Source organism: Nocardia sp. NBC_00881 (assembly GCF_045207455.1).
Classification (GTDB): Bacteria; Actinomycetota; Actinomycetes; order Mycobacteriales; family Mycobacteriaceae; genus Nocardia.
Genome location: NZ_CP108798.1, coordinates 5,560,245 through 5,586,413, shown reverse-complemented (window position 1 = coordinate 5,586,413; position 26,169 = coordinate 5,560,245). Strand labels below are relative to the sequence as shown.

29 protein-coding genes are annotated in these 26,169 nt (G+C 66.8%); 9 read left to right on the top strand and 20 right to left on the bottom strand.

Annotation, left to right across the window (positions count from 1 at the left end):
* Position 1 precedes the first annotated feature (1 nt).
* From OH799_RS23855 to OH799_RS23845, 3 genes are all read right to left on the bottom strand, one after another.
* Positions 2-1,705, bottom strand: coding sequence for a glycosyltransferase family 87 protein (locus tag OH799_RS23855; protein WP_406282446.1), 1,704 nt, complete (start codon positions 1,703-1,705; stop codon positions 2-4).
* Between the two features lie 113 nt (positions 1,706-1,818).
* Entirely contained in the window at positions 1,819-4,236 is a 2,418-nt protein-coding gene (locus OH799_RS23850) for a transglycosylase domain-containing protein (RefSeq protein WP_406268117.1), read from the bottom strand.
* A gap of 415 nt (positions 4,237-4,651) precedes the next feature.
* Positions 4,652-5,071 (bottom strand): DUF5318 domain-containing protein, encoded by a 420-nt coding sequence (locus OH799_RS23845; protein ID WP_357258945.1) that lies wholly within the window; start codon positions 5,069-5,071, stop codon positions 4,652-4,654.
* Between the two features lie 110 nt (positions 5,072-5,181).
* Here OH799_RS23845 and OH799_RS23840 point away from each other — a divergent pair, with 110 nt between their 5' ends.
* The 4 genes from OH799_RS23840 to OH799_RS23825 all read left to right on the top strand — a co-directional run bounded on the left by OH799_RS23840 (position 5,182) and on the right by OH799_RS23825 (position 8,962).
* A complete protein-coding gene (locus OH799_RS23840; protein WP_406268114.1) occupies positions 5,182-6,291 on the top strand; it encodes a DUF1707 domain-containing protein in 1,110 nt (369 codons plus the stop codon).
* 4 nt (positions 6,292-6,295) lie between these two features.
* Positions 6,296-7,093, top strand: a complete 798-nt coding sequence (locus OH799_RS23835; RefSeq protein ID WP_406268111.1) for a DUF1707 domain-containing protein — start codon at positions 6,296-6,298, stop codon at positions 7,091-7,093.
* Positions 7,094-7,311: 218 nt separating this feature from the next.
* The gene (locus OH799_RS23830) at positions 7,312-7,869 is read left to right on the top strand and encodes a PadR family transcriptional regulator (protein ID WP_357258953.1); all 558 of its coding nucleotides are present in this window, start codon (positions 7,312-7,314) and stop codon (positions 7,867-7,869) included.
* Positions 7,862-8,962 carry an inositol-3-phosphate synthase gene (locus OH799_RS23825; RefSeq protein ID WP_357258955.1) on the top strand — a complete coding sequence of 367 codons (1,101 nt, stop codon included), beginning with the start codon at positions 7,862-7,864 and terminating at the stop codon, positions 8,960-8,962. The genes OH799_RS23830 and OH799_RS23825 overlap by 8 nt, the downstream gene beginning before the upstream one ends.
* Positions 8,963-8,971: 9 nt before the next feature.
* Here OH799_RS23825 and OH799_RS23820 read toward each other — a convergent pair whose 3' ends face one another.
* The 7 genes from OH799_RS23820 to OH799_RS23790 form a co-directional block, all read right to left on the bottom strand.
* Complete coding sequence (locus OH799_RS23820) at positions 8,972-9,223, bottom strand: type II toxin-antitoxin system RelE/ParE family toxin (protein WP_406268107.1); 252 nt, start codon at positions 9,221-9,223, stop codon at positions 8,972-8,974.
* Between the two features lie 4 nt (positions 9,224-9,227).
* Positions 9,228-9,653, bottom strand: coding sequence for a GyrI-like domain-containing protein (locus OH799_RS23815; RefSeq protein WP_406268104.1), 426 nt, complete (start codon positions 9,651-9,653; stop codon positions 9,228-9,230).
* 9 nt (positions 9,654-9,662) lie between these two features.
* On the bottom strand, positions 9,663-10,121 hold the full coding sequence (locus tag OH799_RS23810; RefSeq protein WP_406268101.1) for a GyrI-like domain-containing protein: 459 nt from the start codon (positions 10,119-10,121) through the stop codon (positions 9,663-9,665).
* Between the two features lie 176 nt (positions 10,122-10,297).
* On the bottom strand, positions 10,298-12,574 hold the full coding sequence (locus tag OH799_RS23805; protein WP_406268098.1) for a transglycosylase domain-containing protein: 2,277 nt from the start codon (positions 12,572-12,574) through the stop codon (positions 10,298-10,300).
* Between the two features lie 492 nt (positions 12,575-13,066).
* Positions 13,067-13,945 carry a carbohydrate ABC transporter permease gene (locus OH799_RS23800; RefSeq protein ID WP_406268095.1) on the bottom strand — a complete coding sequence of 293 codons (879 nt, stop codon included), beginning with the start codon at positions 13,943-13,945 and terminating at the stop codon, positions 13,067-13,069.
* Between the two features lie 136 nt (positions 13,946-14,081).
* Positions 14,082-15,053, bottom strand: coding sequence for a carbohydrate ABC transporter permease (locus OH799_RS23795; protein ID WP_406282443.1), 972 nt, complete (start codon positions 15,051-15,053; stop codon positions 14,082-14,084).
* A gap of 97 nt (positions 15,054-15,150) precedes the next feature.
* Complete coding sequence (locus OH799_RS23790) at positions 15,151-16,452, bottom strand: ABC transporter substrate-binding protein (protein ID WP_406268092.1); 1,302 nt, start codon at positions 16,450-16,452, stop codon at positions 15,151-15,153.
* 121 nt (positions 16,453-16,573) lie between these two features.
* Between OH799_RS23790 and OH799_RS23785 the strand changes: the two genes are divergently transcribed.
* Together OH799_RS23785 and OH799_RS23780 are read left to right on the top strand one after the other, a co-directional pair.
* Positions 16,574-17,431, top strand: a complete 858-nt coding sequence (locus OH799_RS23785; protein ID WP_406268090.1) for a DUF2786 domain-containing protein — start codon at positions 16,574-16,576, stop codon at positions 17,429-17,431.
* A 168-nt stretch (positions 17,432-17,599) separates the two neighbouring features.
* On the top strand, positions 17,600-18,130 hold the full coding sequence (locus tag OH799_RS23780; RefSeq protein ID WP_406268087.1) for a TIGR04338 family metallohydrolase: 531 nt from the start codon (positions 17,600-17,602) through the stop codon (positions 18,128-18,130).
* Between the two features lie 148 nt (positions 18,131-18,278).
* Here OH799_RS23780 and OH799_RS23775 read toward each other — a convergent pair whose 3' ends face one another.
* From OH799_RS23775 to OH799_RS23750, 6 genes are all read right to left on the bottom strand, one after another.
* Positions 18,279-18,770 carry a hypothetical protein gene (locus OH799_RS23775; protein WP_406268083.1) on the bottom strand — a complete coding sequence of 164 codons (492 nt, stop codon included), beginning with the start codon at positions 18,768-18,770 and terminating at the stop codon, positions 18,279-18,281.
* 19 nt (positions 18,771-18,789) lie between these two features.
* Entirely contained in the window at positions 18,790-19,248 is a 459-nt protein-coding gene (locus OH799_RS23770; protein ID WP_406268081.1) for a hypothetical protein, read from the bottom strand.
* Between the two features lie 222 nt (positions 19,249-19,470).
* Positions 19,471-19,695: a helix-turn-helix domain-containing protein gene (locus OH799_RS23765; protein WP_406268079.1), complete on the bottom strand. Its 225-nt coding sequence runs from the start codon at positions 19,693-19,695 to the stop codon at positions 19,471-19,473.
* A gap of 180 nt (positions 19,696-19,875) precedes the next feature.
* Positions 19,876-20,052, bottom strand: a complete 177-nt coding sequence (locus tag OH799_RS23760) for a hypothetical protein (RefSeq protein ID WP_406268076.1) — start codon at positions 20,050-20,052, stop codon at positions 19,876-19,878.
* Entirely contained in the window at positions 20,042-20,251 is a 210-nt protein-coding gene (locus tag OH799_RS23755; RefSeq protein WP_406268073.1) for a hypothetical protein, read from the bottom strand. Before OH799_RS23755 ends, OH799_RS23760 begins: the two co-directional genes overlap by 11 nt.
* Positions 20,233-20,484, bottom strand: a complete 252-nt coding sequence (locus OH799_RS23750) for a hypothetical protein (RefSeq protein WP_406268071.1) — start codon at positions 20,482-20,484, stop codon at positions 20,233-20,235. Before OH799_RS23750 ends, OH799_RS23755 begins: the two co-directional genes overlap by 19 nt.
* A gap of 217 nt (positions 20,485-20,701) precedes the next feature.
* On the opposite strand from OH799_RS23750, the gene OH799_RS23745 reads away from it, so the two are divergent.
* Complete coding sequence (locus OH799_RS23745; RefSeq protein ID WP_406268068.1) at positions 20,702-22,063, top strand: hypothetical protein; 1,362 nt, start codon at positions 20,702-20,704, stop codon at positions 22,061-22,063.
* Here OH799_RS23745 and OH799_RS23740 read toward each other — a convergent pair.
* The 3 genes from OH799_RS23740 to OH799_RS23730 all read right to left on the bottom strand — a co-directional run bounded on the left by OH799_RS23740 (position 22,044) and on the right by OH799_RS23730 (position 24,055).
* Positions 22,044-22,583 (bottom strand): NUDIX hydrolase, encoded by a 540-nt coding sequence (locus OH799_RS23740; protein ID WP_406268065.1) that lies wholly within the window; start codon positions 22,581-22,583, stop codon positions 22,044-22,046. The genes OH799_RS23745 and OH799_RS23740 overlap by 20 nt on opposite strands.
* Positions 22,552-22,857 (bottom strand): MmpS family transport accessory protein, encoded by a 306-nt coding sequence (locus OH799_RS23735; protein WP_406282440.1) that lies wholly within the window; start codon positions 22,855-22,857, stop codon positions 22,552-22,554. Before OH799_RS23735 ends, OH799_RS23740 begins: the two co-directional genes overlap by 32 nt.
* A 214-nt stretch (positions 22,858-23,071) precedes the next feature.
* Positions 23,072-24,055 (bottom strand): o-succinylbenzoate synthase, encoded by a 984-nt coding sequence (locus OH799_RS23730; RefSeq protein WP_406268062.1) that lies wholly within the window; start codon positions 24,053-24,055, stop codon positions 23,072-23,074.
* An 89-nt stretch (positions 24,056-24,144) separates the two neighbouring features.
* On the opposite strand from OH799_RS23730, the gene OH799_RS23725 reads away from it, so the two are divergent.
* Both OH799_RS23725 and OH799_RS23720 read left to right on the top strand, forming a co-directional pair.
* Positions 24,145-24,558, top strand: coding sequence for a hypothetical protein (locus OH799_RS23725; protein WP_406268059.1), 414 nt, complete (start codon positions 24,145-24,147; stop codon positions 24,556-24,558).
* A 44-nt stretch (positions 24,559-24,602) separates the two neighbouring features.
* Positions 24,603-24,941 carry a hypothetical protein gene (locus OH799_RS23720; protein WP_406268057.1) on the top strand — a complete coding sequence of 113 codons (339 nt, stop codon included), beginning with the start codon at positions 24,603-24,605 and terminating at the stop codon, positions 24,939-24,941.
* A 38-nt stretch (positions 24,942-24,979) separates the two neighbouring features.
* On the opposite strand, the gene OH799_RS23715 is transcribed toward OH799_RS23720, so the two are convergent.
* Positions 24,980-26,149, bottom strand: a complete 1,170-nt coding sequence (locus OH799_RS23715; protein ID WP_406268053.1) for a thiolase family protein — start codon at positions 26,147-26,149, stop codon at positions 24,980-24,982.
* Positions 26,150-26,169 lie beyond the last annotated feature (20 nt).

The window sequence follows — 26,169 nt, the reverse complement described above, 5'->3', positions numbered from 1 at the left end:
CTCAGCCGCGCGTGAGCGCCACGTGCGGCCGCAGCGGCTCGGGCAGCCAGGGCAGCAGGGGATCGGGCATGCGGTCGACGATGCCGCCGACCGGGTCGTCGAGGTAGTCACGCCGCACCAGATCTTCCGCCGGACGATAGATCTGGCGGACGATCACAGCGCACAAGGCGACCACCGCGAGGTCACGCAGCGCCACGGTGCCGGTGAACCACTGCTCGGGCAGGCCTTTGCGGTCCAGGCCGAGGTAGTAGAACATGCGCGGCACCCAGACCAGCGCGTCGATGGTCATCCAGGCCAGCAGGACGCGCCGGTGTGGCAGCGCGAGCACAGCCAGTGGCACCAGCCACAGCGAATACTGTGGGCTCCACACCTTGTTCGTCAGCAGGAACGCCGCGACCACCAGGAAGCACAGTTGCGCGAGGCGCGGCCGCTGCGGCGCGGTGAGGCCGATGTAGCCGATCAGCCCGCACGCCACGACGAACACCAGCAACGAGACAGCGTTCAGGATGACGGGCTGCTGCGCGGAGTCGAGCGCACCGTCGAAGCCGGGCCAGTCGGTGAACGACGCGATCACGTTGTAGATCGAGTCCGGATCGGCGTGCCGGGTGGTATTGAGCCGGAAGAACTCTCGCCAACCGCTCGGGTACAGCGCCGCGATCGGCAGGTTCACCGCCACCCAGGTGGTCAGCGCCGCGACGACCGTGACGATCGCGGCGCCGAGCGGGCGGGCGCTGAGGAACTGGACGCGGTACGGGGTCTCCCGCACCCACGCCATGGCGGTGGACCAACAGTCGATATCGCGGATGCGCAGGCCGAGGTGGGTGCGCGGCGTGCGCTGCATCGGATCGGCGCGCAGGCACAGCACCAGGATCGGTCCGAGTAGCAGTAGCGGATACAGTTTGGCGGCACCGCCGAGACCGAGCAGCATTCCAGCGAGCACAGGCCTACGCCGGGCCCAGGCGAGCAGACCGGTCGCGGCGAAAGCTGTTGCGAGGGCGTCGAAGTTGGTGAACGCGTGCACGATCACCAAGGGCGAGCAGGCGACCAGGGCCGCGTCCCAGATCCGCCGCCCGGCCAGCAGAGCGGTCGCCCCGACGGTAACAAGCCAAGCCATCGCGAGGCCGAACGCGACGACGTTGAAGTAGACGACCACCTGCAACGCGCCAGGCAACGGCGAAGCGTCCCAGCTCTTGGCGATCCGCATGGAGAGATACTGGTACAGGCCCGAGAGCACCGGGTATTCCATGTACCGCGTTTCCAGGCCACCGTCCGGAGCCGACTCGGTCCACTGCTTCTTGTATGGGAAGGCGCCTTCGTTCAGCCGTTCCGCACCGTAGAGCGGGACGGTGTCCGAATAGCACATGGCCACGTACTGGCGGCCGTCGCTCCAGTCGAGTGTCAGGCCGCCGTCCGTGCCGGTGGTCTGCTGGATGCAGCCGGCCTTGCCGAACCAGCCGAGCGCGAGGAACACCACCGCGAACGCCATCAGCACCCGCATCGGCGTCCAGAACCGCACCCGCCCGATCAGGGCGTGATCACCGACCGGCCCCCCGATAACCGTGGACAGCTGGGCGGTCAGCGAATCGTTGCGGCTCGGCCGATCGCGCGCGTCCGCCGACCGCAGATCCGGCGCGAGCGGTCCAGGGGCGACATAGTACGGACCGTCGGAAGACGCCCTACTCGTCTGCGGCACGCTCCCGTTCATCCGCTGGTCCACCAGTTCCTGATCGGTCACGGCACCCGAGGCTACCTGGAGCGCGGCTCGTGGTTGGGAGCGCGTCGTCCCCGCTCATCCATGCGAAGGCAGGCCAGGTCGGACTACCTGCCGCGAGTGGGCGCAGTTCCCTCCTGACCTGAGTTGGGTGTATTGCCTGGCCTGGGTGCGCCGGTGACGGTCGGCGCGGAGCCGTCCGTCGGTGCGACCGGCTGACCGGGGAGTGGTCCGGGGCCCTCGTCACGCTGTTGCGGGCGCTGCTGTTGTGGGGCGGGTTGGATGCCGGGGACCGGGACCATGACCCCGGGGAAGATCTCCACCTGGGTCGGTGCGACCACGATCGGGGGCAGGAACGGCGAATCGGCGGCGGACGGCGGAGTGTAGGGTGCCGTCCACTCCGGGACACCGGCCTGGCCCTTGATCGGCGCGGGCTTCGGGAACGTCTCGTTGGTGGTGCCCTGTAGGGCACCGTCCATCGTGGCCTTCCAGATGTCCGAAGGCAGGCCCGAGCCATAGATCATGCCGCCGCTGTAGTTGCGCAGCGGCGAGTTGTCGATGCTGCCCACCCACACCGCGGTCGACAGCGATGGGGTGTAACCGACCATCCAGGCGTCTTTGTTCTCGCCGGTGTCGCCGAGCTGGGCGGTACCGGTCTTGGCGGCCGATTCGCGGCCGCCCGCCAGGTTGTGGTTGCGCGACCAGGCCGCGATCGGCTTCATCGCGGCGGTGACATTATCGGCCACCGCTGCCGAGACACGCTGCTCGCCCGCCACCTCACCGCGGTCGAGCAAGACCTGACCGTCGGCGGTCACCACCTTGGTCACGAAGTGCGGCGCGTGGTAGACGCCGGAGGCCGCCAGTGTCGCGTAGGCGGAGGCCATATCGAGCACGCGCGATTGGTATTGGCCGAGCACGATGCCGTTGTTCGGGCCGGAGCCGTCCGGCTCGGTGAGCGTCTTGCCCACGCCCGGGATGGTATCCGGTATGCCCAGCTTGTGCGCCATGTCGGCGATCTTCCGCGGGCCGTTCTGCATGTCGATCTGCATACGGTAGAAGCTGGTGTTCAGCGACCGCTTCAGCGCCTCGGCGATCGTGCACATGCCGCATTGCTCACCCTCGACGTTGGTGATCTTGATGCCGTTCACGGTGATCGGTGAGCTGTCGTACATCTGCGAGAGCGGAATGCCGAGCTCCAGGTTCTCGGCAAGGCCGAAGACCTTGAACGAGGAACCGGGCTGCAGACCCGCGTTGGCGAAGTCGTAGCCCTGACCGTCGTTGCCGCCGTAATACGCGCGCACCGCGCCGCTGCGTGGATCCACCGAGACGACGGCGGTGCGCAGCTGGTCCGGCTCGCCCTCCATCTTCTTGGTCGCCGCGTCGACGGCCGCCTGTTGGGCCTTCGGGTCGATCGTGGTGGTGATCTCGAGACCAGCGGTGTTCATCTGCTGCTCGCTGATGCCGGCGGCCGCCAGCTCCCTGAGCACCTGCGTCTTGATCAGGCCCTCCGGGCCGCTGTCCAAGCCCTTGTCCTTGGTCGAGGTGACTGGGACGACCTGCGGGAACTGCTGGCCCTGCCGCTCCGGCGCGGACAAGTTGCCGCCGGAGACCATGCCGTCGAGCACGTAGTTCCAGCGAGTCTTCGCGCCCTCCGGATTCTTCTCCGGATCCAGACCGGACGGCTGCTGGATGGTGGCGGCGAGTACCGCGCCCTCGGCGACGGTCAGCTCCTGTACCGGTTTGCCGAAGTAGGCCTTGGCGGCGGCATCGATGCCGTACGCGCCTCGGCCGAAGTAGATGGTGTTCAGGTAGGCGGCGAGGATCTCGTCCTTGCTCCATTGCCGCGCCATCTTGGCCGAGATGACCAGCTCATGCATCTTGCGGGAGAGCGAGCGCTCGTCACCGACCAGCGCGTTCTTCACGTACTGCTGGGTGATCGTGGAGCCACCGCCGGCGCTCTCTCTGCCCAGGACGTTGTCCCTGGCGGCGCGCGCGAACCCGGAGATCGAGAAGCCGGGATTGGTGTAGAAGTCCCGGTCCTCGGCCGCGATCACCGCGTTGCGCACATGTGGCGGGATCTGGTCGATCGTGACGTCGGTCCGGTTGCCTTCCGGCGGAACGACTTTGCTGATCACGGTGGTGCCGTCGGTGGCGAGGATGTTCGCGACCTGATTTGTCTTCAAGTCACCGGGCTTGGGCACCGACACCGTCGTGTACGCGGCCAGGAAGATGCCGCTGGGCACCAGGATGGCCAGCGCGAGAAAGACGTAGAGGGTGCGGCGGACGATGCGCCACGGCGACTTCTTCTTCGCCGCGGGCCGACGCCTGCCCGGCCCGTCGGAGCCGTCGCCGCTACCACCACCCCGGCGCGGAGGCGGGCCGGACGGCGGGCCGCCCGCGGACTGCCTGCGTTCGCCGGTGGTGCCGTTGCCCGGGACGCGACGGGCCGTACGGTCCACGCCGGGCCGCGGGCCGGTGGTGGGACTCGGCCCGGTAACTGGGCCGCGCCGGCTTCGGTCGGCCACCGCCTCGGTCAGCGAACCGGGGCGTTGGATCTTCTGGGTTTCCTGGCGGCCGGGGGGTGCGCCGCGATTCGGCTGCGGCGGACGGCCCTGCTGCGGAGGACCGGGACGACGCGGCGGTTGCGGCCCGCGCGGATCGCCCGGGACCGGTCCGCCGGGGCGCGGACCGGGCGGCGGGCCCGGCCGGGCGCCGGGCGGGGGCCCGGGGCGAGGGTTCTGGTATGGGTTGGGACCTGGATGTGAACTCCGTTGAGTACGGCCGCCGTGCGGTTCATCGCCGTGGGGGGAAGTCTCGTAGGGCGAATTCACTGACAAGATCTCCATAACTCGTAACGGTCGAGGTGGCTAGCGGACGTACGCACCGCAGCGGACGCGTACTGGCTCCGCGAGTCACCCGACGGGCTGATGACCAGGTACTTCATTCGGCGGCAGTGCGCCGGTTGGCTCGCGTCCCCGGGCGGCGGCGCGACGGTGCCGGCGTGGTGCCGAGCACGTAGGACTGCACCAGATGATTCCAGCTGCAGGACCGGCATACCTCGACGACATGCACCGAGAACTCCTCGCGAGTCTCGGCGAGGCGCATGAGCTCCTCGGGCGTGCGAGCCGATCCAGCCACCGATCCCAGGCCGTCACCGTAGACCCAGGATACGAGGGTCAGCTGTTCTTTCCGGCAGATGGGGCATGTGACCTCGCTCCCCCGACCGTGGAATTTCGCCGCCCGCAGCAGGTAGGGGTTGGCATCACACACCTCGGCGACATCGACACGGCCCGCATAGACGTCAGCCAGCAACGACCGGCGCCGAAGGGCGTAGTCGACCACTTGCCGCTGAATTCGCACGAGAACCAGAGTAGCGGTGTTGCAATCGCCCCGCCCCGGGCTGTGCAGATTGGTTGGTTTAGATGCGCGCTCGAACGGGCATCGGGCGCCCAGTCGACTAAGATTCGTCTGTGTCCACCGCAGCAGGGCGCATTCGAGCGCGTGATCTCGACCGCGCCAACGCGTCCGGTCTACTGGATGCCGCCTATGCCGAGGGACAGCTCGGCGCCGACGAGTACCACGATCGAACGGCGCAGGCCGCCGCCGCGAAGACGATCGGCGAACTGCAGGGGCTCACCGCCGATCTGCAGACGCCGGCCCTTGCGCGGGAACTCGGCGCCGATCGGCCGTCGATCACGCGAAAAGCGTTGCGCCGCGCCAGATCTGCCGGAAGTTATCCTCGTCACACGAGGGCGCGCGATGCCGATCGCGCCACTACCCGCGAGCTGATCGACCTCGCCCGCGCCGAGGGCCAGCTGTCCGAGGAAGAGTACGACCCGCTCACCGAACTCGCTGGCGAGGCCCGCACGCTGGGGGACCTGGCCGACCTGGTCGCCGACCTGCAACGGCCCGCGACCGCCACATCCGCGCCGAGGCCACCGCGCTCGCACCGCCGCCGCTGGTACCTCGCCGCGGTCACCGTGGCCGCCGTCTCGGCCGCCGCGGCGGGATTCCTTGCGGTTGCACGTGAGAGGGACGAGCCACGGTCGGTGGCACGCACGGAGGCCGCAGTGGACCTGCGCTCGGTTCAGCCGTTGGTGATCGCGACGCCGAACCTGGTCACCGCCGAGGGGATCACCACGTTTCTCCGTAACTATCAGGCGAAATTCGGCGATCTCCAGGTCGACGAGCTCCGGCTGTTCCCCGACTTCGGGACGGTTACACGCGCGGTGCCCGGCCAGCCGAACCGGAAGGTCGGCTACGACTACCGCGGTGGATTCCAGCAGTCGAGCGAGATCGCCACGCGCAAGACCGACACTCCGACGGTGGATCTGGGCGGGTTGAATGTCGAGGCGATCGGCCGTGCTCTCGCCGACGCGGCCGCGGCCGTCCGGGTGCCCGACGGCGTTGTTTCGCATCTCGAGGTCAGCGTGAACGATGTGGCGTTCTATGCCCAATTCGGCATCGGCAAGGGGCAGCCCGTCGTCGAGGTCTACGTGAGCAACTCCGTCAAGGAGTCGGGTCATTTCATAATGACCCTCGCCGGCGAGGTGCGCCGCGTCTGGGCGTTCGAGGGATAAGAGAATGGCAACAACCCGATACGGTGGCATCCGGGCCCGTGACACCGACCGCGCCGATGTATGCGGGCTGCTCGACGCCGCGGTGGCAGATGGACAGCTCACCCCGGACGAGTACGCCGAGCGCACCACTACGGCCATGCGCGCCAAGTCCTTCGGTGAGCTCGACGGGCTGATCGGCGATCTGCAGATCCCGGACGAGCTCGTGGACGCCCCGGTGGTCCGGGTCGACCGGCGCCGCCCTCGGCGCTGGCTGGCGGCGGCCTCGATTATCGTCGCGGCCGCGGTGGCCGGTGCGATCGTCGGAGCGATCAGCCACTGCGGCACCGATCTGTCCGGCCCGTCGGAGAAGTTCCCTCCGCTGACCACCGGTGCGGGCCTGGCCTATTTCCTCGACGAATACCACGGCGAGTTCGGTGACCTGATCGCCGACGAGGTCACGCTGTATCCGAAGTACGTGATCGTCGACCGGCAGGCGAAGCGCAATGCGGCCGAGACCGGCGACTATTACTACAACGGCGCTTTCAGCACCTCGACCACGTCGCGTCGTAAGTCCGACACCCGCACCTTCGATCTCGGCGCACTCGACGTGCCTGCCATCGCCCGGCTGCTGGCCGGAGCGCCGCAGACGCTGCAGTCCCCGGGGGGCACCGTCGCGCACATCATTGTGGACTTCGAGTCGCATGGCTCGGTCGACCTCGGTCCGGTGCTGAAGATCTATGTGCAGAACAAGGGCGGCGCGTTCGGGTACATGACGGCCACCTTCACGGGCGAGCCGCTTCAGGTCTCCCCACCCTCCCGCTGACCCCCTCGCGAAGTCCGCACATAGGTGACCACCCGCGAGCTGCCACCTCAACGCAACACATCCGCCCAACCCCGCTTCCGAGTGCAGCGAGGCCGAGCATCGCGAACACGCAGCGCCGCAGGCGCTGCCAATCAGACACAGCACAGATGTATCGCTCCGATATAGTGGAAAGTCGCATCCATCGGTTAGGTCTGTACATAGTCAGGGGGTGAAGCTCGGTGCTCGAACTGGCAATTCTCGGGCTGCTCCTCGAATCGCCCATGCACGGTTACGAGCTGCGCAAGCGGCTGACGGGCCTGCTCGGCGCGTTTCGGGCCTTCTCCTACGGGTCGCTCTACCCGACGCTGCGCCGCATGCAGGCGGACGGGCTGATCGCCGAGGAGATGCCGGCGGGCGCGACGACACGCCGTGCGCGCCGCGTTTACCAACTGACTCCGACCGGCCGGGAGCGGTTCAGCGAGCTGCTCGCCGACACCGGACCGCAGAACTACACCGACGACGGCTTCGGCGTTCACCTCGCCTTCTTCAGTCGCACCCCCGCGGAAGCGCGGATGCGAATTCTGGAGGGCAGGCGACGTCAGGTCGAGGAGCGCCGAGAGGGGCTTCGGGAGGCGATCAAGAAGGCCAGCGGGTCCTTGGATCGCTATACCCGGCAGCTCCATCAACTCGGACTCGAATCAAGCGAGCGCGAAGTGCGCTGGCTCAACGAGTTGATTGCGGCGGAGCAATCGACGAAGGCGGCACCACAGAAAGAGGGAAATATCGGCCATGAGTGACGTCAATAAGGCTGACAACGCCACAGAAGTTCGCGTCGCCATCGTAGGTGTGGGCAACTGCGCCTCTTCGCTGGTCCAGGGCGTGCAGTACTACAAGGACGCGGATGAGTCCGCGACGGTTCCCGGTCTGATGCACGTGCGGTTCGGGCCGTACCACGTCCGCGACGTCACGTTCGTGGCCGCGTTCGACGTGGATGCGAAGAAGGTCGGCTTCGATCTGGCCGAGGCGATCTTCGCCAGCGAGAACAACACGATCAAGATCTCCGACGTGCCGCCGAGCGACGTCGTTGTGCAGCGTGGCCCCACCCTGGACGGCATCGGCAAGTACTACGCGGAGACCATCGAGCTGTCCGAGGCCGAACCGGTCGACGTGGTCAAGGTCCTGAAGGACAACGACGTCGACGTGCTGGTGTCCTATCTGCCGGTGGGTTCGGAGGAGGCCGACAAGTTCTACGCGCAGTGCGCCATCGATGCGGGCGTCGCCTTCGTCAACGCGCTGCCGGTGTTCATCGCCTCCGACCCGGTGTGGGCGGAGAAGTTCACCAAGGCCGGCGTCCCGATCGTCGGCGACGACATCAAGAGCCAGGTCGGCGCGACCATCACCCACCGCGTGATGGCCAAGCTGTTCGAAGACCGCGGCGTGCAGCTCGATCGCACCATGCAGCTCAATGTCGGCGGCAACATGGACTTCAAGAACATGCTCGAGCGCGAGCGCCTGGAGTCGAAGAAGATCTCCAAGACCCAGGCCGTCACGAGCAACCTGAAGAAGGAACTCGGCGCGAACGACGTGCACATCGGCCCATCCGACCACGTCGGCTGGCTGGACGACCGCAAGTGGGCCTACGTCCGCCTGGAAGGCCGCGCCTTCGGTGACGTACCGCTGAATCTGGAGTACAAGCTCGAGGTGTGGGATTCGCCGAACTCGGCGGGCATCATCATCGACGCGGTCCGCGCGGCGAAGATCGCCAAAGACCGCGGTATCGGCGGACCCGTCATCCCGGCCTCGGCCTACCTGATGAAGTCCCCGCCCAAGCAGCTGGCCGATGACATCGCCCGGACACAGCTCGAGGCGTTCATCATCGGCGCGGACTAATTCACCGGACTATCTCACGAGGCGTCGGCCGGAGGCGAAATGCCTTCGGCCGACTTGCCGAGGAGCTATGGCCCCGATGTCCTTGCGCCAGCCGACCTTCACCACGAGGATCACCAGCACGCCGTTGTCCACCCGGTAGGCGACCCGGTACCTGCCGACCCGCAGGCGGTACAGGTCGTCGTGGCCGGACAACTTCATCACGTCCGAGCCCGGAGCGTAAGGGTCGTCGCCGAGTGCTGTGAGCGCGGTGAGAATACGCATTGCGTCAGTCCAGCGAGACGTATACCTCTACCGAGGCCGGCCCGGTGTAGCGCTCGATCTCGGCGGTGTGTGAACGGGTGATGGTTCCCGCGTTCTCCGCCTTCGCGACCTGGGCCCATGCGGTGCGCAGCAAGTCGTAGGGCTTGTCCGAGACGACGAACCGCGCATAGCGGCCCTGCGGGATGATGGTGAGCACGTCACCCGCGTCCATGTCGGTCATGGCCGAGACCTCGTAGCCGAGCACGGCGACGGCATGGTCGTTCTGGTCGATATAGGCGGCCACCCTCTGAACGTTCTTTTCCCGCGCCAGGTACCGATCCCAGGTGAAGTTCACCAGGTCGAGGTCGCGCGCGGTCACCTCGCGGCCGGCGAGCGGAATGGTGAGTCCCGCGACCATGCTCTGGTCCAAAGTGACGATCTCGAAATCCACAGTCCGTTCCTACCCGTCGATCTGATCGTCTGCCAGTGCCACGAAGACTTCCACCGTGCGGGCGTCGGGATAATGCTCCCAGTCGCCGGTATAGGCACGCACAAGTCGGCCGGCGGCCTCGGCGTCCCAGACCGCCCGCCAGATGCTCACGATGGTGTCGCCCAAGTTGTCGCCGCTGGCGATGAATCGGGCGAACCGGCCGCCGGGCACTCGGGCGAGCACGTCACCGGGCAGCAAATCGGCAAGGCTGTGGCAGCGGTAGCCGACGATATGGGTCAGGTACGAATTGATCTCCGGCGCATGGTCGACGTACGCCGTGGTCGGCGGTCCGGGCAGCTCGCGATCCAGATTGCGCTTCCAAGCCTCTTCGACTTTCGCGCGTCGCGGCCCCTCGACCGCGAGCGCGGGGCTGCGAAGCACTGTTCCCGCCACCAGCGTCTCGGGTTGGTCAACGACATTGAAATCCACCGGCGTAGCCCCTATGTCTAGTCTTCCGTCGTCGCTCGAGCGCATATCCTCCCGCATCGTTCCCGCGGTATCGGCGTCGGCTTGTTTCCGACGCACTCGCTGTTCGCTCTCACTCTGGCAAACGATGCTGCCATGTCATGCGTTCCCCCGGGCCACGGAAGGTCACAGCATCATCGCTATCCCGGCACGGGGATGCTCAGGCCGGGGAAAATCTCGACTTCCTTCGGCGCCTCGGTGGTCGGCGGGACGGTGACGACGGGTTCGCGCGCTGACGTCTGCGGCGGATTCAGGATGTCGTAGGCGCCGCCGGAGGGCTTGCTCTGAAGTGGCTGCGCCGGGCTCGGCGTGCCAGGGAACTGCTCGATCGGGGTGCCCTCCAGCGCGTCGTCCATCACCTGCTTCCAGATGTCGGCGGGCAGGCCGGAGCCGTAGATGTCGCCGCCGCGTGCGGTGCGAATCGGCTCCGACTGCTCGGTGCCGATCCACACCGCGGTGGACAGCGAGGGGGTAAAGCCGATCATCCACGCGTCCTTGTTCAGGTCGCTCTCGCCGAGCTGCGTGGTTCCGGTCTTGGCGGCCGAGGGGCGGTCGGCCGCCAGCGCGTGCCCGTTGGAGTAGGCGGCGATCGGGGTCATCGCCTGGATGGTGTTCTCCGCGATCGCGCGCGGGATGCGTTGCTGTCCCGACGGCATCTGCTTGCCGACCTGTTGGTCGGGCGCGCCGCGATCCAGCAGGACCCGGCCGTCGGCGGTCACCACCCGCTGCACGAAGTACGGCTGGTGGTAGACGCCCGACGCGCCGACCGTGGCGTAGGCCGAAGCCATGTCGATGGGACGTACCACGTACTGGCCGAGAACGATGCCGTTCAGCGGCTTTCCGCCGTCCTCGGCCAGGGTCTTGCCCGCGACACCGGGGATCCGCTCGGGGATGCCCGCCGCGTGCGCCGCGTCGGCGATCGACTGCGGCCCGTCGGACATCGACATGGTCAGCCGATAGAAACTGGTGTTCAGCGAGCGCTTCAGCGCCTCGGACATGGTGCACTTGCCGCACGACTCGCCGTCCACGTTGGTGATCCTGACGCCGTGGTCGGTCAGCGGGGAGCTGTCCAGCACACGGGTCAGCGGAATGCTCTGCTGCTGCGCGGCGATCACCGCGAAGATCTTGAACGCGGACCCGGTCTGCAGCGGTGCCTGGGCGAAGTCGTAACCGATGCCGTCGTCGCCACCGAAGTACGCGCGCACCGCGCCGGAGCGCGGGTCGACCGACACCACCGAGGCGCGGAGCTGAGGCGGCTGCGAGGCCAGCCGGTCGTGCACCGCGCCGAGCACCGCCTGCTGGGTCCTGGCGTCGATAGTGGTGGTGATCTGTAGTGCCCCGGTATTCAGCTCCCGCTCGCTGATACCGGAGGCGCGCAGCTCGCGCAGCACTTGGTTGCGGATCAGCCCCTCCGGACCGCGGGCGACGCTGTCGTCGGGAATCTCCCCGATCGAGATGATCGACGGGAACACCACCGCGTCGCGATCGCCCCGTGTGAGCACACCCATCTCGACCATTCCATCGAGTACGTATGCCCAGCGCGCCTTCAGGTCCGCGAGATGGGTTTCCGGATCCAGAATCGACGGTGTCCTGATCAGCGCCGCGATCACGGCGCCCTCGGCGAGGGTCAGCTGGTTCACCGGCTTGTCGAAGTAGGCCCGTGCCGCCGCGGCGATCCCGTAAGAGGCGCGGCCATAGTAGATGGTGTTGAGGTAGGCGGCGAGGATGTCGTCCTTGCTCCACTGCCGCGCCATCTTCGCCGCGATGACCAGCTCGCGCATCTTGCGCGTGACCGTGCGTTCGGAGCCGAGGAAGGCGTTCTTCACGTATTGCTGGGTGATCGTGGAGCCGCCGCCCGCGTCATCGCGCCCGAGCACATTGTCGCGGACTGCGCGCAGGAAGCCGGAGGACGAGTAGCCGGGATTGGTGTAGAAGTTGCGATCCTCGGCGGAGAGCACCGCGTCGCGCACCGGCCGGGGCACGTCCGACAGCGGGACCGGGGTGCGATTACCTTCGGGCGGAACGACCTTCGCGATCACGGTGCTGCCGTCGGCGGCCAGGATGGTGGCGGCCTGATTCGTCTGCATCGCGGCTGGATCGGGTATCTCCGCGCTCCAGTACACGAGCACCGACATCAGCGCGGGCACCACGCCGAAAAGGATGAACAAGGCCAGAAGCAGCCGACGGAAGCGTTCACCTCTGCTGGGCGGCCGCCGATTCGGATCCGGTGCCGGTCGTGCGGCGGGAGGTCGCGACTTCGGGCGAGTCGCCTTCTGCTCGCGTATCGCTCGGGTGTTCCGGTTTGTCGCGTTCGGCCGTTCGCTCCAGCCCGCGATCGAGGCATATGATGCGGTCGGGGGAGTGCCCTTGGAGCCGCGCCTATGCTCTCGCGGTTTGCGGAACGAGCTCACGATCATCTCCTCCCGGAGCGTCGGACAACACCTGCACACACGATCGGAAACGAGCTGTGTCTATTTTGCAGCGCCCGCGGCGCCGCGTGTTCGCGGCCCCCTCTCGGCTCGCGTCCGAGCGGGCGAGACTCGCGACCGCGTCGCATGCGCTTCACCCGCTCGGACGCGAGCCGGGCCGCGAATAGTGCTCGTAAGATTCGCACTTTCGGGGGGTTGACGGGGTGAAAACGGGCGGTATGTTTTGTGGTCGGTCGGTCGGTCGGTCGGTGGGCTGGTGGCCCTCTCGTGCAGGTGGGCTTGTAGCGCAGTGACCGGGCGGGTCGTCAGGGCGGCGACCGCAGTCTTTCCGCCGCTGGCGATTTTGTCTCGAGAGGCGGGCCAGCGTGACGCAAACTTGGACGGAGCGGGTGCTCGTGGATCACGTCGTCGTGATCGGTCGGCACCGTTTGTCTCGGGCAGTGCGGAATTCGTCTGGCGGCAGGTGTCCGCCGAGTGCGCTCAGCTCTTCACGCCGCCTGCGGTGAGGCCCGAGATGATTCGGCGCTGGAACAGTAGGACCATGATGACCAGCGGGATCGTGACCAAGGTGCCCGCCGCCATGATCGCGGCGTACGGCTGCACCAGCGGGTTGTTGCCGGAGAAGCGGGCGATCGCGACGGTGACGGGTTCGGTCTTGTCGCTGGAAAGCAGGCGGGCCAAAAGATATTCGTTGACTGCCGCGATGAACGCAAGGATCGCGGTGGTGAAAACGGCCGGCGCGGCCAGCGGCAGCATGACCAGACGGAACGCCTGCATCTTGGTGGCGCCATCGATCCGCGCCGCCTCCTCGAGCTCCCACGGCAGTTCGGCGAAGAAGGACGCGAGGATGTAGACCGTCATCGGCAGCACGAAGGAGATGTTCGGGATGATCATCGCCTGGTATTCGCCGATCCAGCCGAGGCTGGTGAACAGCTGGAACAGTGGCGTCACCAGCACGACGACGGGGAACATCGACGCGCTGAGAATCAGCCCCGACACGAGGTACTTGCCGTGGAAGGTGAGCCGCGCCAGCGCGTACGCGGCGAACACACCGAGCACCAGCGCGATCACCGTGGTGACAGCGCCGATGAGCACACTGTTCACCAGTGCCTTGCCGAAGTCGTTGCCGCGGCTGGTGTCGAACGCGTTGCGGAAGTTTTCCAAGGTGATATGCGTAGGCCAGGGGGTGTTGTCGAAGGTGTATTCGGGGTCGCGGAACGCGGTGACCGCCATCCAATAGAACGGCGCGAGACCCCAGACGAGCACGATCAGAGCGCCGAGGTACAGCCGGACCGTGCCGATCCGCTTGGTCCACGCAACCGCGGGCGTGGCGGGCTTTTCCGTCGTCTGCAAAGACATCAGCGCGCCTTCCGTGCCATGCGCGACACCCGGTTGGGCAGGATGAGTGCTGCGCGATGATGTCTCATCCTGCCCTCCGGTGTCATGCGGGACACCCGCACCCGGTCGGGCAAGATGAGTGCTGCGCGATGATGTCTCATCCTGCCCTCCGCTGCTCTTCCTGGGTCCGAACCGCATTGGCGCCCAAAATCTTCACCAGCACGAACGCCACCGCGAAGATCAAAAGAAAGGTGATCGTCGACAGCGCGGCCGCGCTGTTCGGGCCCTGCCGCACCTGCTCGACCACCAGAATCGACACCGTGCGGGTGGATGGGTTGCCCAGCGTCATGATCGCGGGCAGGTCGAACATGCGCAGCGCGTCCATGGTGCGGAACAGCACCGCGACCAGCAGCGCGGGCTTCAGCAGCGGCAGCGTGATCTGAGTGAACCGCTGCCAGGCCGAAGCGCCGTCGACCCGCGCGGCCTCGTATACGTCGGCTGGGATCACCTGCAGACCCGCGAGCAGAAGCAGCGCCATGAACGGGGTGGTCTTCCACACGTCGGCCGCGATCACCGCGAACCGCGCGGGCCAGGCGTCGGAGGTCCACAGGATGTGCGTGCCGAGGACCCGGTTCACCACGCCGTCGTATTGGAACATGAACTCCCATAACCGCGCCGTGACGGCAGTCGGGATCGCCCACGGAATCAGCACCGCCGCGCGCAGCAGCGCCCTGCCGCGGAAGGTCTTGCCCATCACCGTGGCCATGCCGAGGCCGAGCGTCGCCTCGAGCGTCACGGTCACGACCGTGAAGAAAAGCGTGATTCCGACGGCAAGCCAGAACTGCGAGCCGAGGTTGCCGGTCGGGCAGGACACCATCTCGTCGCCGACGACCTGGCACTGCTGCAGCAGCCAGTGCGTGTAGTTCGAAATTCCGGCGCTACCGCCCTCGACGAACATGCCGGTCGCCGGATCGAGCCCGGGGTCCTTCTGAAAGGACATCCACAGCGCCCGGAACACGGGATACCCGATGACGACCGCGAGTGCGAGTAGTACGGGCGTGACGAACAGCCAGGCCTTGCCGGAGCGTCGCAGCTCGAGGGCCACCGTCGCGCCGAAGCCCGGCCTGATCGGAAGGGATTCGTCTTTCGGCACGCTCGTCGCGGCTCCGGAGGGATCCGACACCGTTTCTCTCCTGCGGGTTTGTCGGGTCCGTTGCGCTCACCGCTTACGATCCGGCGGTCTCGATGCCCTTCTGCATACCGGTGATCGCGTCGTCCACGGACTTGGTTCCGTTCAACGCAGCATAGGCGTTGTCCTGGATGGCCTTCGACACCGCGGGATAGAACGGGGTCACCGGGCGCGGCACCGCGCCGGTGATGGAGTCCTTGAGCGCGGGCAGGTACGGCATCTTCGCGATCAGAGCAGGGTCGTCGTACATCGACGCGCGCACCGACGGCAGCGCGCCGGAGGCGACGATGTGCTGGGCGTCCTCGCTGATCAAGAATCGCAGGAAGTCGAGGGCGGTGGCCTTGTTCTTGGAGTAGGCGCTGATCGCCGCGTTGTAGCCGCCGAGGGTGGAGGCGCCGACGCCGTTCTCGCCGGGGAGCGGCGCGACCGCGAACTTGTCCTTCACCGCGGACGCCTCGCCGCCCACATCACCGAAGGTAGACGGCCACGAACGCATGAACATCAGCTTGCCCTGCGCGAAGGCGTTGCTGGACTCCGGCTCCTTGAAGGTGATGGCTTCCTTCGGGATGTCGCCGTTCTTGTACGCGTCGACCAGGACGTTCAGTCCGGCGCGCGATTGCGGGCTGTTCACCGTGGGTGTCTTGCCGTCAGCGCCGACGAAGCTTCCGCCGTAGGCGTTGATCACCTCCGCCGCGTTCACGGTCAGGCCCTCGTAGGGCGCGAACTGGCCCGCGTAGCAGCCGATACTCTGCTCGCGCGCGATGGCGCACTGCGCGAGCATCTCGTTCCAGGTCTTGGGCGGGTTGGGCACCAGATCCTTGCGGTAGAACAGCAGGCCGCCGTTCGTGTTGCGCGGGGCGGCGTAGAGGGTGTTGTTGTAGGTGGCGCTGGCGACCGGCGGGGAGAGCAGCGTGGAGGTATCGATCGTGAAGGAGTCCTTCAGCGGCTGGATCCAGCCCTTGGCGGCGAACTCGGCGGTCCACGGAACGTCGAGGGCGACCACGTCGTAGTTGGACTGCTTGGAGCGCATGTGCTCGACCAGGTCGTCGTACTGCTGCGAGGCGTCGTTCGACTGCTCCTTGAACGTCACCTGCTCGTCCGGGTGCGCGGCGTTCCACCGCTCGACCAGTTGCTTGACCGCACCTGTCTCGGAGGTGTCCTTACCCTCGACATAGGTGATCGGGCCGCGGCCGGTGAGGTTCTGGCTGGTCGGGCTGCCGCCGTTGTCGCTGGAGCAGGCGCTGGTGAACGTCGTGGCCAGCAGCGCGACCGACGCGGCCGCCACCGCGGCACGCGGTACGAGCGCCGAACGTAGGGTCGACACCTTTTTCACAGCCATCGCGGACACTCCAGGATCATTCGTGAGCGGCAGCACACCCTGCCGGTGCACAAGGCAAGATACATGGTGTTGATATGACATGCGGTATTGCGGCGGGAAGTCCTCGCTAGGCTTGCGTGTGATGACTTCGCCGAACGCGGTCCCTGATCGGATGCTCACCCGCATCGGTGGACTGCTGCGTAAGGCCGAATCCACCGACAACGAACACGAGGCCGAAGCGTTCCTCGCGGCGGCCCAGCGGTTGGCCACCAGGTCCTCCATCGACCTCGCGGTGGCGCGGGCGCACATCGCGGGACGCGAGCGCAGGCCGACGCCGGTGCAGCGGATCATCCCGATCGGCGAGCCGGGCAAACGCGGGTTGCGCACCTATGTCCAGTTGTTCGTCGCGATCGCATCGGCCAACGACGTGCGCTGCGATGTCGCCAGGACCTCGACGCAGGTCTTCGCCTACGGCTTCGATTCGGACATCGATACCTGCGAGGCGCTGTACACGAGTCTGCTGGTGCAGATGGTGCGGGCGTCCGACCGGTACATCAAGTCGGGGGCCTACCGGTCGGCAACCGTGGAGAAGGTTGTCGTGGAGAAGCGGTGGGGGCGGCAGGTTCGGCGCCGGGTGCAGGCTCCGCTCGCAGGCGTGACGGCGCGGCTGAACTTCCAGATGGCGTTCGCTGCGCGCATCGGTCAGCGGTTGGCCGCGGTGAAGGCAGAGGTGGAAGCGGAGGCGTTGCCCGAGGGCAGCACGGCGACCGGTACCGCGCTGGCGTTGCGCGACAAGGAAATCCAGCTCGCGGACTTCTACTCGCGGACTTCGCAGGCGCGCGGCACCTGGCGCGGGCCGCAGGCCTCTGCCGGACATTCCGCCGCGGCACGACGGGCGGGTGACCGCGCGGGAATGGCCGCACGGATCGGCACGTCGCCCGAACTTCCCGCTGCGCGTGGGCAATTGGCTTCGCCCGACACGCCCGGCGGATCCGCGTGAGTACCGTGCATTACGGCGACAGCACGGCTGGCGGCAGTTCGTCACGGGCGACGATCCCGAGCCGCGCTGCGAGTACTCCACGATGACGACCGCACGGTCGGCCGCGCGTGCACCTCTGGTGTTCGTCGTCGGCTCACGAGAGGCGACTCGTCCGAGGTCGGTCGCGACATGCACACGGCAGTGCCGGTGACCGTGCGCGACACCCAGCGCGCCAAGGTGTACGACGCCGAACAGCTGGTGCGCGGGGTGTTCGACCGTGCGGATGAGCACGGCGTCCGCACTGTCGAGCTCTATGGCTCCCAGCTCACACTGCCGATCGAGCGACGATTCGCCTCCGTCGAGTCGGTGCAGCGTTATGCCGACAAGGTGCTCGCTCTCAATTGGGTTCGAGCCCAATGGGCTCGTGCCGCCGTTTCGGTCCGCGTCCGTTCACGTGCTGGAACGGCCGCCGCCCATTACCAGGCGGGCGACGCGGTCCTCGCGGTGCCGCTGCATACCGGCGGTACCGCCTGGGCCCTGCGCGAGCTGGTGGTTCTGCACGAACTGGCGCATCACCTCGAGTCCGCCCCCGCCGAGGTGGCCCCACACGGCCCCGAATTCTGCGGTCGGTACCTGGACCTGGTCGACGGCGTCGTGGGCCCCGAAGCGGCGCTGCTCTTGCGCGCCACGATGCTCGGCTGCGGCGTGCGACTCGGGTGAGCGTGCTTGGCCCGCCCGAGGAAGCTGCGACCAGCCATGCGGCGCCACCGCTTACATGCGAAAGAACAGATACCCAACGTTTATGTTCTCGGCTTCATGAGCGGCGATCCTTGCTTTTCACACAACAGACCGGGGCGTTTCGACGTGTCTACCCTGCCTGTGGCAGCGACGCCGATACGCGCCGCCCATCGCTGGTGTGCACGTAGACGATCGGGTCTTCCGTGGAGCTGGCGCGGACGACGGTGAACGCTAAGCCGTGTTCGCCGATCGGTACGACGGACTCCTCCAGTTCGGACGCCACCGCCACCGACACCGCGTCAAGAGCGGCCAGACCGGTTACCGCGTACCAGCCGTCGCTTCCTGTGTCGTCTTGACGAAACCTTGTCCCCATCCGTTGCAGCGGCAGGTAATTGGGCGTCCGGTCAGCACGCGGCCCGGCCGGTCGCGGTGCCCCATACGTGGTGCCTGTCACGACCCAGTCACGGCCGCAGGGGAGCGCGAACACGATCCAGCGACCCATCGCTCCATCAATGACTGAGGCGACGATCTCGTCCCGGATTATGGCGGTAACGGGCGTCAGGTCTTTGTCGGCGTCTGCCAGGGCGTCGATTGCCGCGGTGACCGCTGGATGGCTGTCCATTAGCTATCCCCTTCCTGCGTCAACAGATCGCTGCGATGGTGGCGCTGTCGTCGCCGCCGCGGTCCCAGTAGCCATTAAACGCGTTCACGATCACCTGCGTGTGGAACTGGTACAGGATTCCCGCAGACGAGCACGATGCGGAGTACAGTGTCTCCACGTCCGGGTCGGTCGAGGAGTCGTTTCGCTCCGAGTGTACGTAGCGCTCGCCGTCCGACGCGTCATAGCGCCACAGCTTCGTGGTGACACTCCGCAGCGTGGGCCTGCCGACGCAGTGGATCTTGAACCCGAAGTTGATCGACGCGATCGAGTTGTGGCCGGTCTTGTACGGCTCGATCGCGTGGGGGAAGCACACCACGTGGTCCGCGGCAGGCGTTGGTGTGGCGTGGGCGCTGCCTTGACCGACCGTAAGCGCGGCGGCGAGGATTAGCGCGGCGCCGATTGTGTGCGTGATGCGGGCACCGAATATGTTGCAGTCCATTTGATTTCCCCTCCTGATATGAACGCCCCTCCGGGTCGCTTGGGACGTCTTCTCGCGTGTAGAGCTCAGTCCTGGCCGTCGTCCGCGTTGCCTTGGACGTTCTATTCGGTGAAAACGTCGATCGAGGCGCCATCCGGGCCAGGACTGTAAAGCTCGTTCATGCGATCTCCTTGCCTATCTCGGGTATCCCGTTGCCGGGACGTTCTATGGGGGCGCCTGCGGTCAGGCGTTGGCAGTCCGGTAACCGCGGTAAAGTCGGGTCGCGGCAAGGCGTTTGCCGCAGTCGGTGATCCGCCAGTACGTCGGAACCCTGTCGGTGCCGGATGCCCATCCGCCGTGAGCGAGGGATGTCGCGGCGGTCCGCGCGGTCGTCGCAGCGAGACCCGTCCGGACGCTCAACTCCTGCGTCGTCATCGGCTCGCCCTGGGCCAGAGCACCAAGCACCATCGCCTGCGATCTACTGAGCGCCACCGCGTCCCCCCTGTATGCCGCGGCGTTCCAGCCACGCGCGGGTGACCGTCTTCCGGGGGCATGGCGGGTCGCACTTCTCGTGCAACTGGAGCAGCCCCTGTGCGTGATCGACGTCTTCGGGCCAGTTGCTGTCGGTGCAGTGGTCGTGGGCCCAGCTCATGCTGTCGCCTCCGCTACCCACTGTCGGATCGCTCGGCCGAACAGCTCGACGTCGGCGACGCTGTGCGGGTCGAGCGCGGGCGCGCCGAGGGCGGCATCCGGCTCGCCATAGGAGCGGACCTCGACAGGGCGACCGTCCGGGCCGACGACGGACCATGTGTCGTCACGAGTCATGGCCTGCCCCGTCCCCGGAGCCCATGATGTATGCCATCGCGCCGACATACTGCACGCACATGTGGCCGTGGCCCGCGTGAATGTTGATGACGAACTGCGCCTGGTCCAGCGAACGGAATATGGGGTCTTCCCAGCAGTTTCGGTGGAAGTGTCGCCACTGTTCGGCGTCGGCGAGGGTGGTCACCGGACGGCCCGCCACGGCTTGACAATCTTGGCTTCGATGAGGACATCGAGTGCGGCGGCCTTGTCGGCGCACGTTTCGGTGTCGCAGCCGATCCGCGCCTGCCACACCAGATGCGCGTCCTCCGTGGTGTACGGGACGTCGGGTGCGGGGTGGCACTTATCAGCGACTTTCACGGGCCGATCGAAGTAACAGATCGTGGCGTAGATGAAGGCTGCGACTGTGAAGGCGATCAAAAGAGCTATGGGCATTTCGGCTATACCCCCGGGCGCGTTGTGTGTTCGGTTGGAGGGCACCCGATGCCGGAACCTTCGGGGGGTATCAACCCGGCGGCGAGTGCCATCTACAGATGACCTCACCCAGCGACGCGCCCGTAAGGCGTGCGGGACGGGCGGGTGTGTGCAGGGGGGGTGTGCGCGGAGGTGGAATCGTGGTGTCGGCACTGTCACCCGTGCCACACTCCTAGGCATGGGACGTCAGCCCAAGCAGCCCAATCGGCAACTCGAAGAGTTGTTGGACGAGACCGGGCTTACCCGAAAAGGCCTCGCGCGCAGAATAATTGAGCGGGGTCGTGGAGTGGGCGTGGAGCTCAGCTACGACCACACCGCAGTCGGTCGATGGCTAGCTGGGGAACAGCCGAACTCGCCAGTACCGGAGTTGGTTGCCGAAGTCATGACGGAGGTGGCGGGCCGCCGATTGGTTCCATCCGACTGCGGCATGTCCGCGGGACAGGCAACAGCGGACATGGGGTTGGAGTTTTCGTTGAGCCTCGCGGAGGCCACTGCCGCTGCGACTGCGCTGTGGAGGAGTGACGTGGAGCGCAGGCGGTTCCTGGTGGGATCATCGTACGCGGTGGCCGCTTACCCGGCCGCTTCAATGCGATGGTTGACCCTGCCCGGACCCGAACACCCGGTGTCGGCAGGATCTCGGCGTATCGGGCAGGCCGACGTCGATGCCGTTCGAACGATGGCCACGGCGTTCCGCGACCTGGACAATCGGGTAGGTGGCGGCAAGGTCCGATCAACAATCGTCCACTATCTCCACAGCTCCGTCGCGTCGCTTCTGCGCGGGAGTTACAACGAGCCGATCGGGCGTCAACTTTTCGCTACGACAGCGGAGTTGACGAAGCTCGCGGGCTGGGCTGCGTATGACCAAGAGGAACACGGGCTCGCACAGCGGTATCTGATCCAGGCTCTTCGGATGTCCCGGGCAGCGGGAGACGCCGGGCTCGGTGCGGAAATCCTTGCAGCCATGAGCCATCAAGCGACCTACGTGGGACGGCCAGGCGATGCGGTCGACCTTGCACGCGCAGCCCAGGTCGCCGCCCGCACAGCCGGCATGGCGGTACTGGAGTCTGAATGCCACATGGTGGAGGCACACGGCCACGCAGCGCGCCGCGACGGTTCGGCCTGCGGCATCTCCATGAATGCTGCTGAGCGAGCATTCAGCCGCGCCGATTCTGCCCGCCCCGGCTGGCTCGACTACTTCGACGTCGCCTACATGTCAGCGAAGGCGGCGCATTGCTTCCGGGACCTCGGCGACTACGCACGGACCGCAAGGTTCGCCGAGCAGTCGTTGAACATGTCGGACGGATATCTCCGTGGGCGTGCGTTCAACCTCTGTTTGCTGGCATCAGCCCACGCCTCGTCAGATCCGCACGAGGCAGTGCGCGTCGGCACCGAAGCCCTCGAACTCGCGCGTGGCCTGGAGTCGCGGCGGGCCCACGCATACCTCCGCGAACTCCGCCACCGGCTCACGCCATACGTCGAACTGTCAGACGTGGATCACTTCCGTAGGCAAGTTCTGGCGCTCACCGTGCGGACAGACTGAGCGCCCGGTACACCGCGACCACCGTCGCCGCGCCGACGATTTCGCCGCGGTCGATCATCTCGACTGCTTCCGTTAACGGGATCCAGCGAATGTCCTCAGCCTCGTTGATGTCTGGGGCCGTGTCGGTCAGTTCAGCACCGCGCGCTAGGTAGATCTCCTGCGGCTGGTCCAAGGTGCCGATAGAAGGCTGGAACGCCACCAGGTGCTCCATAGTATTGGGACGCCAACCGGTTTCCTCTTCGACTTCTCGCGCTGCGGCGACGGCGATGTCCTCGGCGTGGTCGACGTAGCCTCCGGGCAGTTCCCACACCCACCGGTCGATGATGAAGCGATGCCGGTACATGAGCAGAACTTCCCGGCGGTCATTGAGCACCAGGGTCATCGCGCAGCGCGGCAGCCGCGCCACGTACTGCGTGAACTTCACCCCGTCGGGGAGTTCGATATCCACTGTCGACAGGCGAATATGACGATTCTCGTCCACGACATGCTCACTGTGGATAGTCCACTGAGTTCGGCTCACATATCGACGGTAGCAACCACCGAACAGCTGGACCTGATGTTGGTGGCCGCGGCCCGCCCCGGAATCCGGGGCGGCTTCTTTGCGTTCGGGGACTACCAGTGCAGTCGACGACCGCGTATTTCCGGGTCGAGGTCTCATCCTTCACGCGCCCGTCAACAGTGACCCGGCATGTGACGCTGGTGCCGCTGGTCTGTGCACCCACCCGGGCGATGGCGTAGGTGGAGGTGTTGGTGACCGTCATCGTCCACGGCGCGTCAGCGCTGGGGCCGACAATCCGTGCCAGTTCCGGGCGGCCAACCGTTCAACCCGGACCTGATCCAACCAGGCGGTACCTTTCTATGCTGGGCCTCTCGACGCGAAACCTGCTTACGAGGGCCGGTGGTCTTGACTATGGGGCAAGCGTGGGTTGGTCGGCCGGGCTACGCGGTCGGTGGACCGGGCTGTGTGGTTTGGTGGGGTCGTGTCGTTGGGGTGCGGTGTCGTCAGCGCTATGCCGTCGGGCTCTCACTGACCAACGCCGAGACGCGGGCCAATCGCTCCTGCCACCAAGTGGTGCGGGTGTCGTCGGGGTGGCGGTAGCGCTCCAGTAGCGCTGGGCCTGGTTGAGGCGGCGTGCGCGGGACGGTGAGGTAGCCGTCCACCGGGCGGAAAGAGTCAGGTACCAGGTCGCCGGTGAGCAGGCTCAAAGTGCCGAGGCCGCAGGCGAAGTCGAGTTCGGGGAGCGCACCGGCCAGCGCCAGCTGGGCAGCGAGGCCGACGCTGGTTTCCAAGGCTGAGGAGACCACGCACGGCAGGCCTGCGGCCTCCGCCACCTGAAGGGCGCGGCGGACGCCCCCCAGCGGCGTGCATTTGAGTACGGCGATATCGGCGGCACCGGCGACCGCCACCCGCAGCGGGTCCTCGGCGCGGCGGATGGATTCGTCGGCGGCGATGCGGACCTCGACCCGGCGGCGCACGGCGGCGAGTTCCTCGATGGTCCGGCACGGCTGTTCGACGTACTCCAGACCGCCCGCTGCCTTGTCGATCCGGCTGATGTGCGCGACGGCGGTATCAATGTCCCACGCCGCGTTGGCATCGACGCGAATCGCACCGTCCGGGCCGAGCGCGTCGCGCACCGCCTCCACCCTGGCCACATCCTCCGCGAGCGATTCTGGATGGTCGGCGACTTTCACCTTGGCGGTGCGGCACCCGGACCCGGCGACGATGGCATGCGCATGCTCCGGATCGACCGCAGGCACGGTGCAGTTGATCGGGATCCGATCCCGTATCGGCTTCGGCCATCCCACCGTGACCTGCTCCAGCGCGGTGGCCAACCAGCCCGCGGCCTCCTGGTCGTCGTATTCGGGAAACGGGCAGAATTCGCCCCATCCGAGCGGGCCCTGGATCAGCATCCCTTCGCGCACCGTGATGCCACGGAAACGGGTGCGCATCGGAATGGCGTAGACGACGCTCTGTGGTACGGAATCGCTCATCGCCGCCCAGCCTATTCGAGGTATTGCGCACGTGAACTCGAGTAGTTTCCCGGAGTCGGCCGAAAGCGCGAACCGGGATTGTTGACGACATGATCGAGACAAGCTCCCCGCGGCCCGATGCCTGGCCGCCCTACTACGCGGTTCCCCAGCCGGTGAGCGGGTCCGGTCGGCAGCAGGTGCGGACCTGGGATCTGGTACTCGCCGTCCTGTTGTACTGCGGCGCGGCGGTTCTCGGACTTGTCGCCGCCTACTTCACCCTCTTCTTCGTCTTCGCGACCGATCCGTGCACGCGGGACAACTGCCGCACCGAGTACCTCACCTGGGCGTTCGTCGTGTCTTGGGGCGGGACTGCACTCGCGTTGCTCGGCTCCCTCGCGCTGCTCGGCGTAGCCGTGGTCAAGCGCTGGTACCTGTGGTTCTGGCCGGTGCTGGCGATACTGCTGATCGCCGGCTCGTTCTTGGGCGGGGTCGCGCTGGCCGCCCAGGTCTACATTGGACCGTGAGTGGTCGAGATGCCGTGCAGCCGTGGACAAGTCATGCTGAAGACATGGCGTGGCATCCACGGCGGCGGTTGACCGACTTCCTGCGCGCGGCGCTCGGCTCGGTGATCGCCGTCGGATTCGGCTGGCTGATCGCCTCTTTTGTCCCGCTCTACGAGATGCTCGCCCGCGATGCGGACGGCTCTCGCTGCGTCGGGTACCTGCCGTGGGCGCAGGTCGTCGCGTGGACGGGGATCGTGGCCTCGGTGATCGCCGCGGCGGTCTCGATGGTGGAGAAGGCGCGCGACGGCAGGCCCATCGCATGGACTCCGCTGGTGGCGGTGCCGCTGATCGTCGAATCCTGGTTGGTCGGATTCGTGATCGCGATCGTGCTCGTCTCGATCTGAGCGCGGTACCCGATCCGGGACGGGTACCGCGCGAGAACTCAAAGCCGCTCGAGGATCGTGGCGTTCGCCAGTCCGCCTGCCTCGCACATGGTTTGCAGACCATACCGGGCACCACGATCCCGCATAGCGTGGACCAGCGTGGTCATCAGGCGTGCGCCGGACGCGCCGAGGGGGTGCCCGATGGCGATAGCGCCGCCGTTGACGTTGACCTTGCCGAGGTCGGCCCCGGTGTCGTGCGCCCAGGCGAGCACCACCGGCGAGAAGGCCTCGTTGATCTCGATCAGGTCGATGTCGGAAAGCTGAAGTCCGGCTCGCCGCAGCACCTTCTCGGTCGCCGGGATCACCGCGGTGAGCATCAGCAGCGGGTCGTCACCGGCCACGGCGAAGCTGTGCAGCCGGGCCAGCGGCTTCAGGCCCAACTCCTCGGCGCGCTCGCTGGTCATGATCAGCACCGCCGCGCTGCCGTCGCTGACCTGGCTCGCGGTCGCCGCGGTGATTTTCCAGTCGATCTGCGGGAAGCGGGCGGCCATGGCCGGGTCGTAGTAGGCGGGGCGTAGCTTGGCCAGGGTTTCTGGCGTGCTGCCGACCCGGATGCCCTCGTCGGTGCTGAGCCCATTGATCGGCGCCAGCTCCCTGGCGAACAGCCCGTTCTTGGTGGCGAGCGCGGCTTTCTCGTGGCTGCCGAGCGCGAACTCGTCCAGCTGGGTACGGGTCAGGCCCCACTTGGCCGCGATCAGCTCGGCGCTGATGCCCTGCGGCACCAGACCTTCCGGGTAGCGCTCGGCGAAACCGACGCCGGCGATATCATCGGATCCGATCAGGTTGGCGCCCATGGGAATTCGTCCCATCGACTCCACGCCCGCCGCGACGACGACATCGTAGGCGCCCGCGATCACGCCCTGCGCGGCGAAGTGGATCGCCTGCTGGCTGCTGCCACATTGCCGGTCCACGGTGGTCGCGGGAACGGATTCGGGATACCCGGCGGCCAACGCGGCCCTCCGGGTCATGTTGGCGCCCTGCTCGCCGACCTGGGTGACGATGCCACCGATCACGTCGTCGATGAGCGCGGGATCGATGCCGCTGCGATCCACTATCTCGCGCAGGCTGTGGGCCAGTAGGTCCACCGCATTGACGTTATGCAGTGCGCCGTTCGGCTTGCCCTTGCCGATCGGGGTACGTACCGCTTCGACAATCACCGCGTCTCTCATGGGGCTTCCTCTCGGGCCGA

Bases quoted from the DNA above. Each gene is read 5' to 3' on its own strand.
- OH799_RS23855 (WP_406282446.1), bottom strand. From the start codon at position 1,705: ATGAACGGGAGCGTGCCGCAGACGAGTAGGGCGTCTTCCGACGGTCCG.
- OH799_RS23835 (WP_406268111.1), top strand. From the start codon at position 6,296: ATGGCAACAACCCGATACGGTGGCATCCGGGCCCGTGACACCGACCGC.
- OH799_RS23825 (WP_357258955.1), top strand. From the start codon at position 7,862: ATGAGTGACGTCAATAAGGCTGACAACGCCACAGAAGTTCGCGTCGCC.
- OH799_RS23820 (WP_406268107.1), bottom strand. From the start codon at position 9,223: ATGCGTATTCTCACCGCGCTCACAGCACTCGGCGACGACCCTTACGCT.
- OH799_RS23805 (WP_406268098.1), bottom strand. From the start codon at position 12,574: ATGATCGTGAGCTCGTTCCGCAAACCGCGAGAGCATAGGCGCGGCTCC.
- OH799_RS23800 (WP_406268095.1), bottom strand. From the start codon at position 13,945: ATGTCTTTGCAGACGACGGAAAAGCCCGCCACGCCCGCGGTTGCGTGG.
- OH799_RS23790 (WP_406268092.1), bottom strand. From the start codon at position 16,452: ATGGCTGTGAAAAAGGTGTCGACCCTACGTTCGGCGCTCGTACCGCGT.
- OH799_RS23785 (WP_406268090.1), top strand. From the start codon at position 16,574: ATGACTTCGCCGAACGCGGTCCCTGATCGGATGCTCACCCGCATCGGT.
- OH799_RS23780 (WP_406268087.1), top strand. From the start codon at position 17,600: ATGCACACGGCAGTGCCGGTGACCGTGCGCGACACCCAGCGCGCCAAG.
- OH799_RS23775 (WP_406268083.1), bottom strand. From the start codon at position 18,770: ATGGACAGCCATCCAGCGGTCACCGCGGCAATCGACGCCCTGGCAGAC.
- OH799_RS23770 (WP_406268081.1), bottom strand. From the start codon at position 19,248: ATGGACTGCAACATATTCGGTGCCCGCATCACGCACACAATCGGCGCC.
- OH799_RS23765 (WP_406268079.1), bottom strand. From the start codon at position 19,695: ATGGTGCTTGGTGCTCTGGCCCAGGGCGAGCCGATGACGACGCAGGAG.
- OH799_RS23760 (WP_406268076.1), bottom strand. From the start codon at position 20,052: ATGACTCGTGACGACACATGGTCCGTCGTCGGCCCGGACGGTCGCCCT.
- OH799_RS23750 (WP_406268071.1), bottom strand. From the start codon at position 20,484: ATGCCCATAGCTCTTTTGATCGCCTTCACAGTCGCAGCCTTCATCTAC.
- OH799_RS23745 (WP_406268068.1), top strand. From the start codon at position 20,702: ATGGGACGTCAGCCCAAGCAGCCCAATCGGCAACTCGAAGAGTTGTTG.
- OH799_RS23730 (WP_406268062.1), bottom strand. From the start codon at position 24,055: ATGAGCGATTCCGTACCACAGAGCGTCGTCTACGCCATTCCGATGCGC.
- OH799_RS23725 (WP_406268059.1), top strand. From the start codon at position 24,145: ATGATCGAGACAAGCTCCCCGCGGCCCGATGCCTGGCCGCCCTACTAC.
- OH799_RS23720 (WP_406268057.1), top strand. From the start codon at position 24,603: ATGGCGTGGCATCCACGGCGGCGGTTGACCGACTTCCTGCGCGCGGCG.
- OH799_RS23715 (WP_406268053.1), bottom strand. From the start codon at position 26,149: ATGAGAGACGCGGTGATTGTCGAAGCGGTACGTACCCCGATCGGCAAG.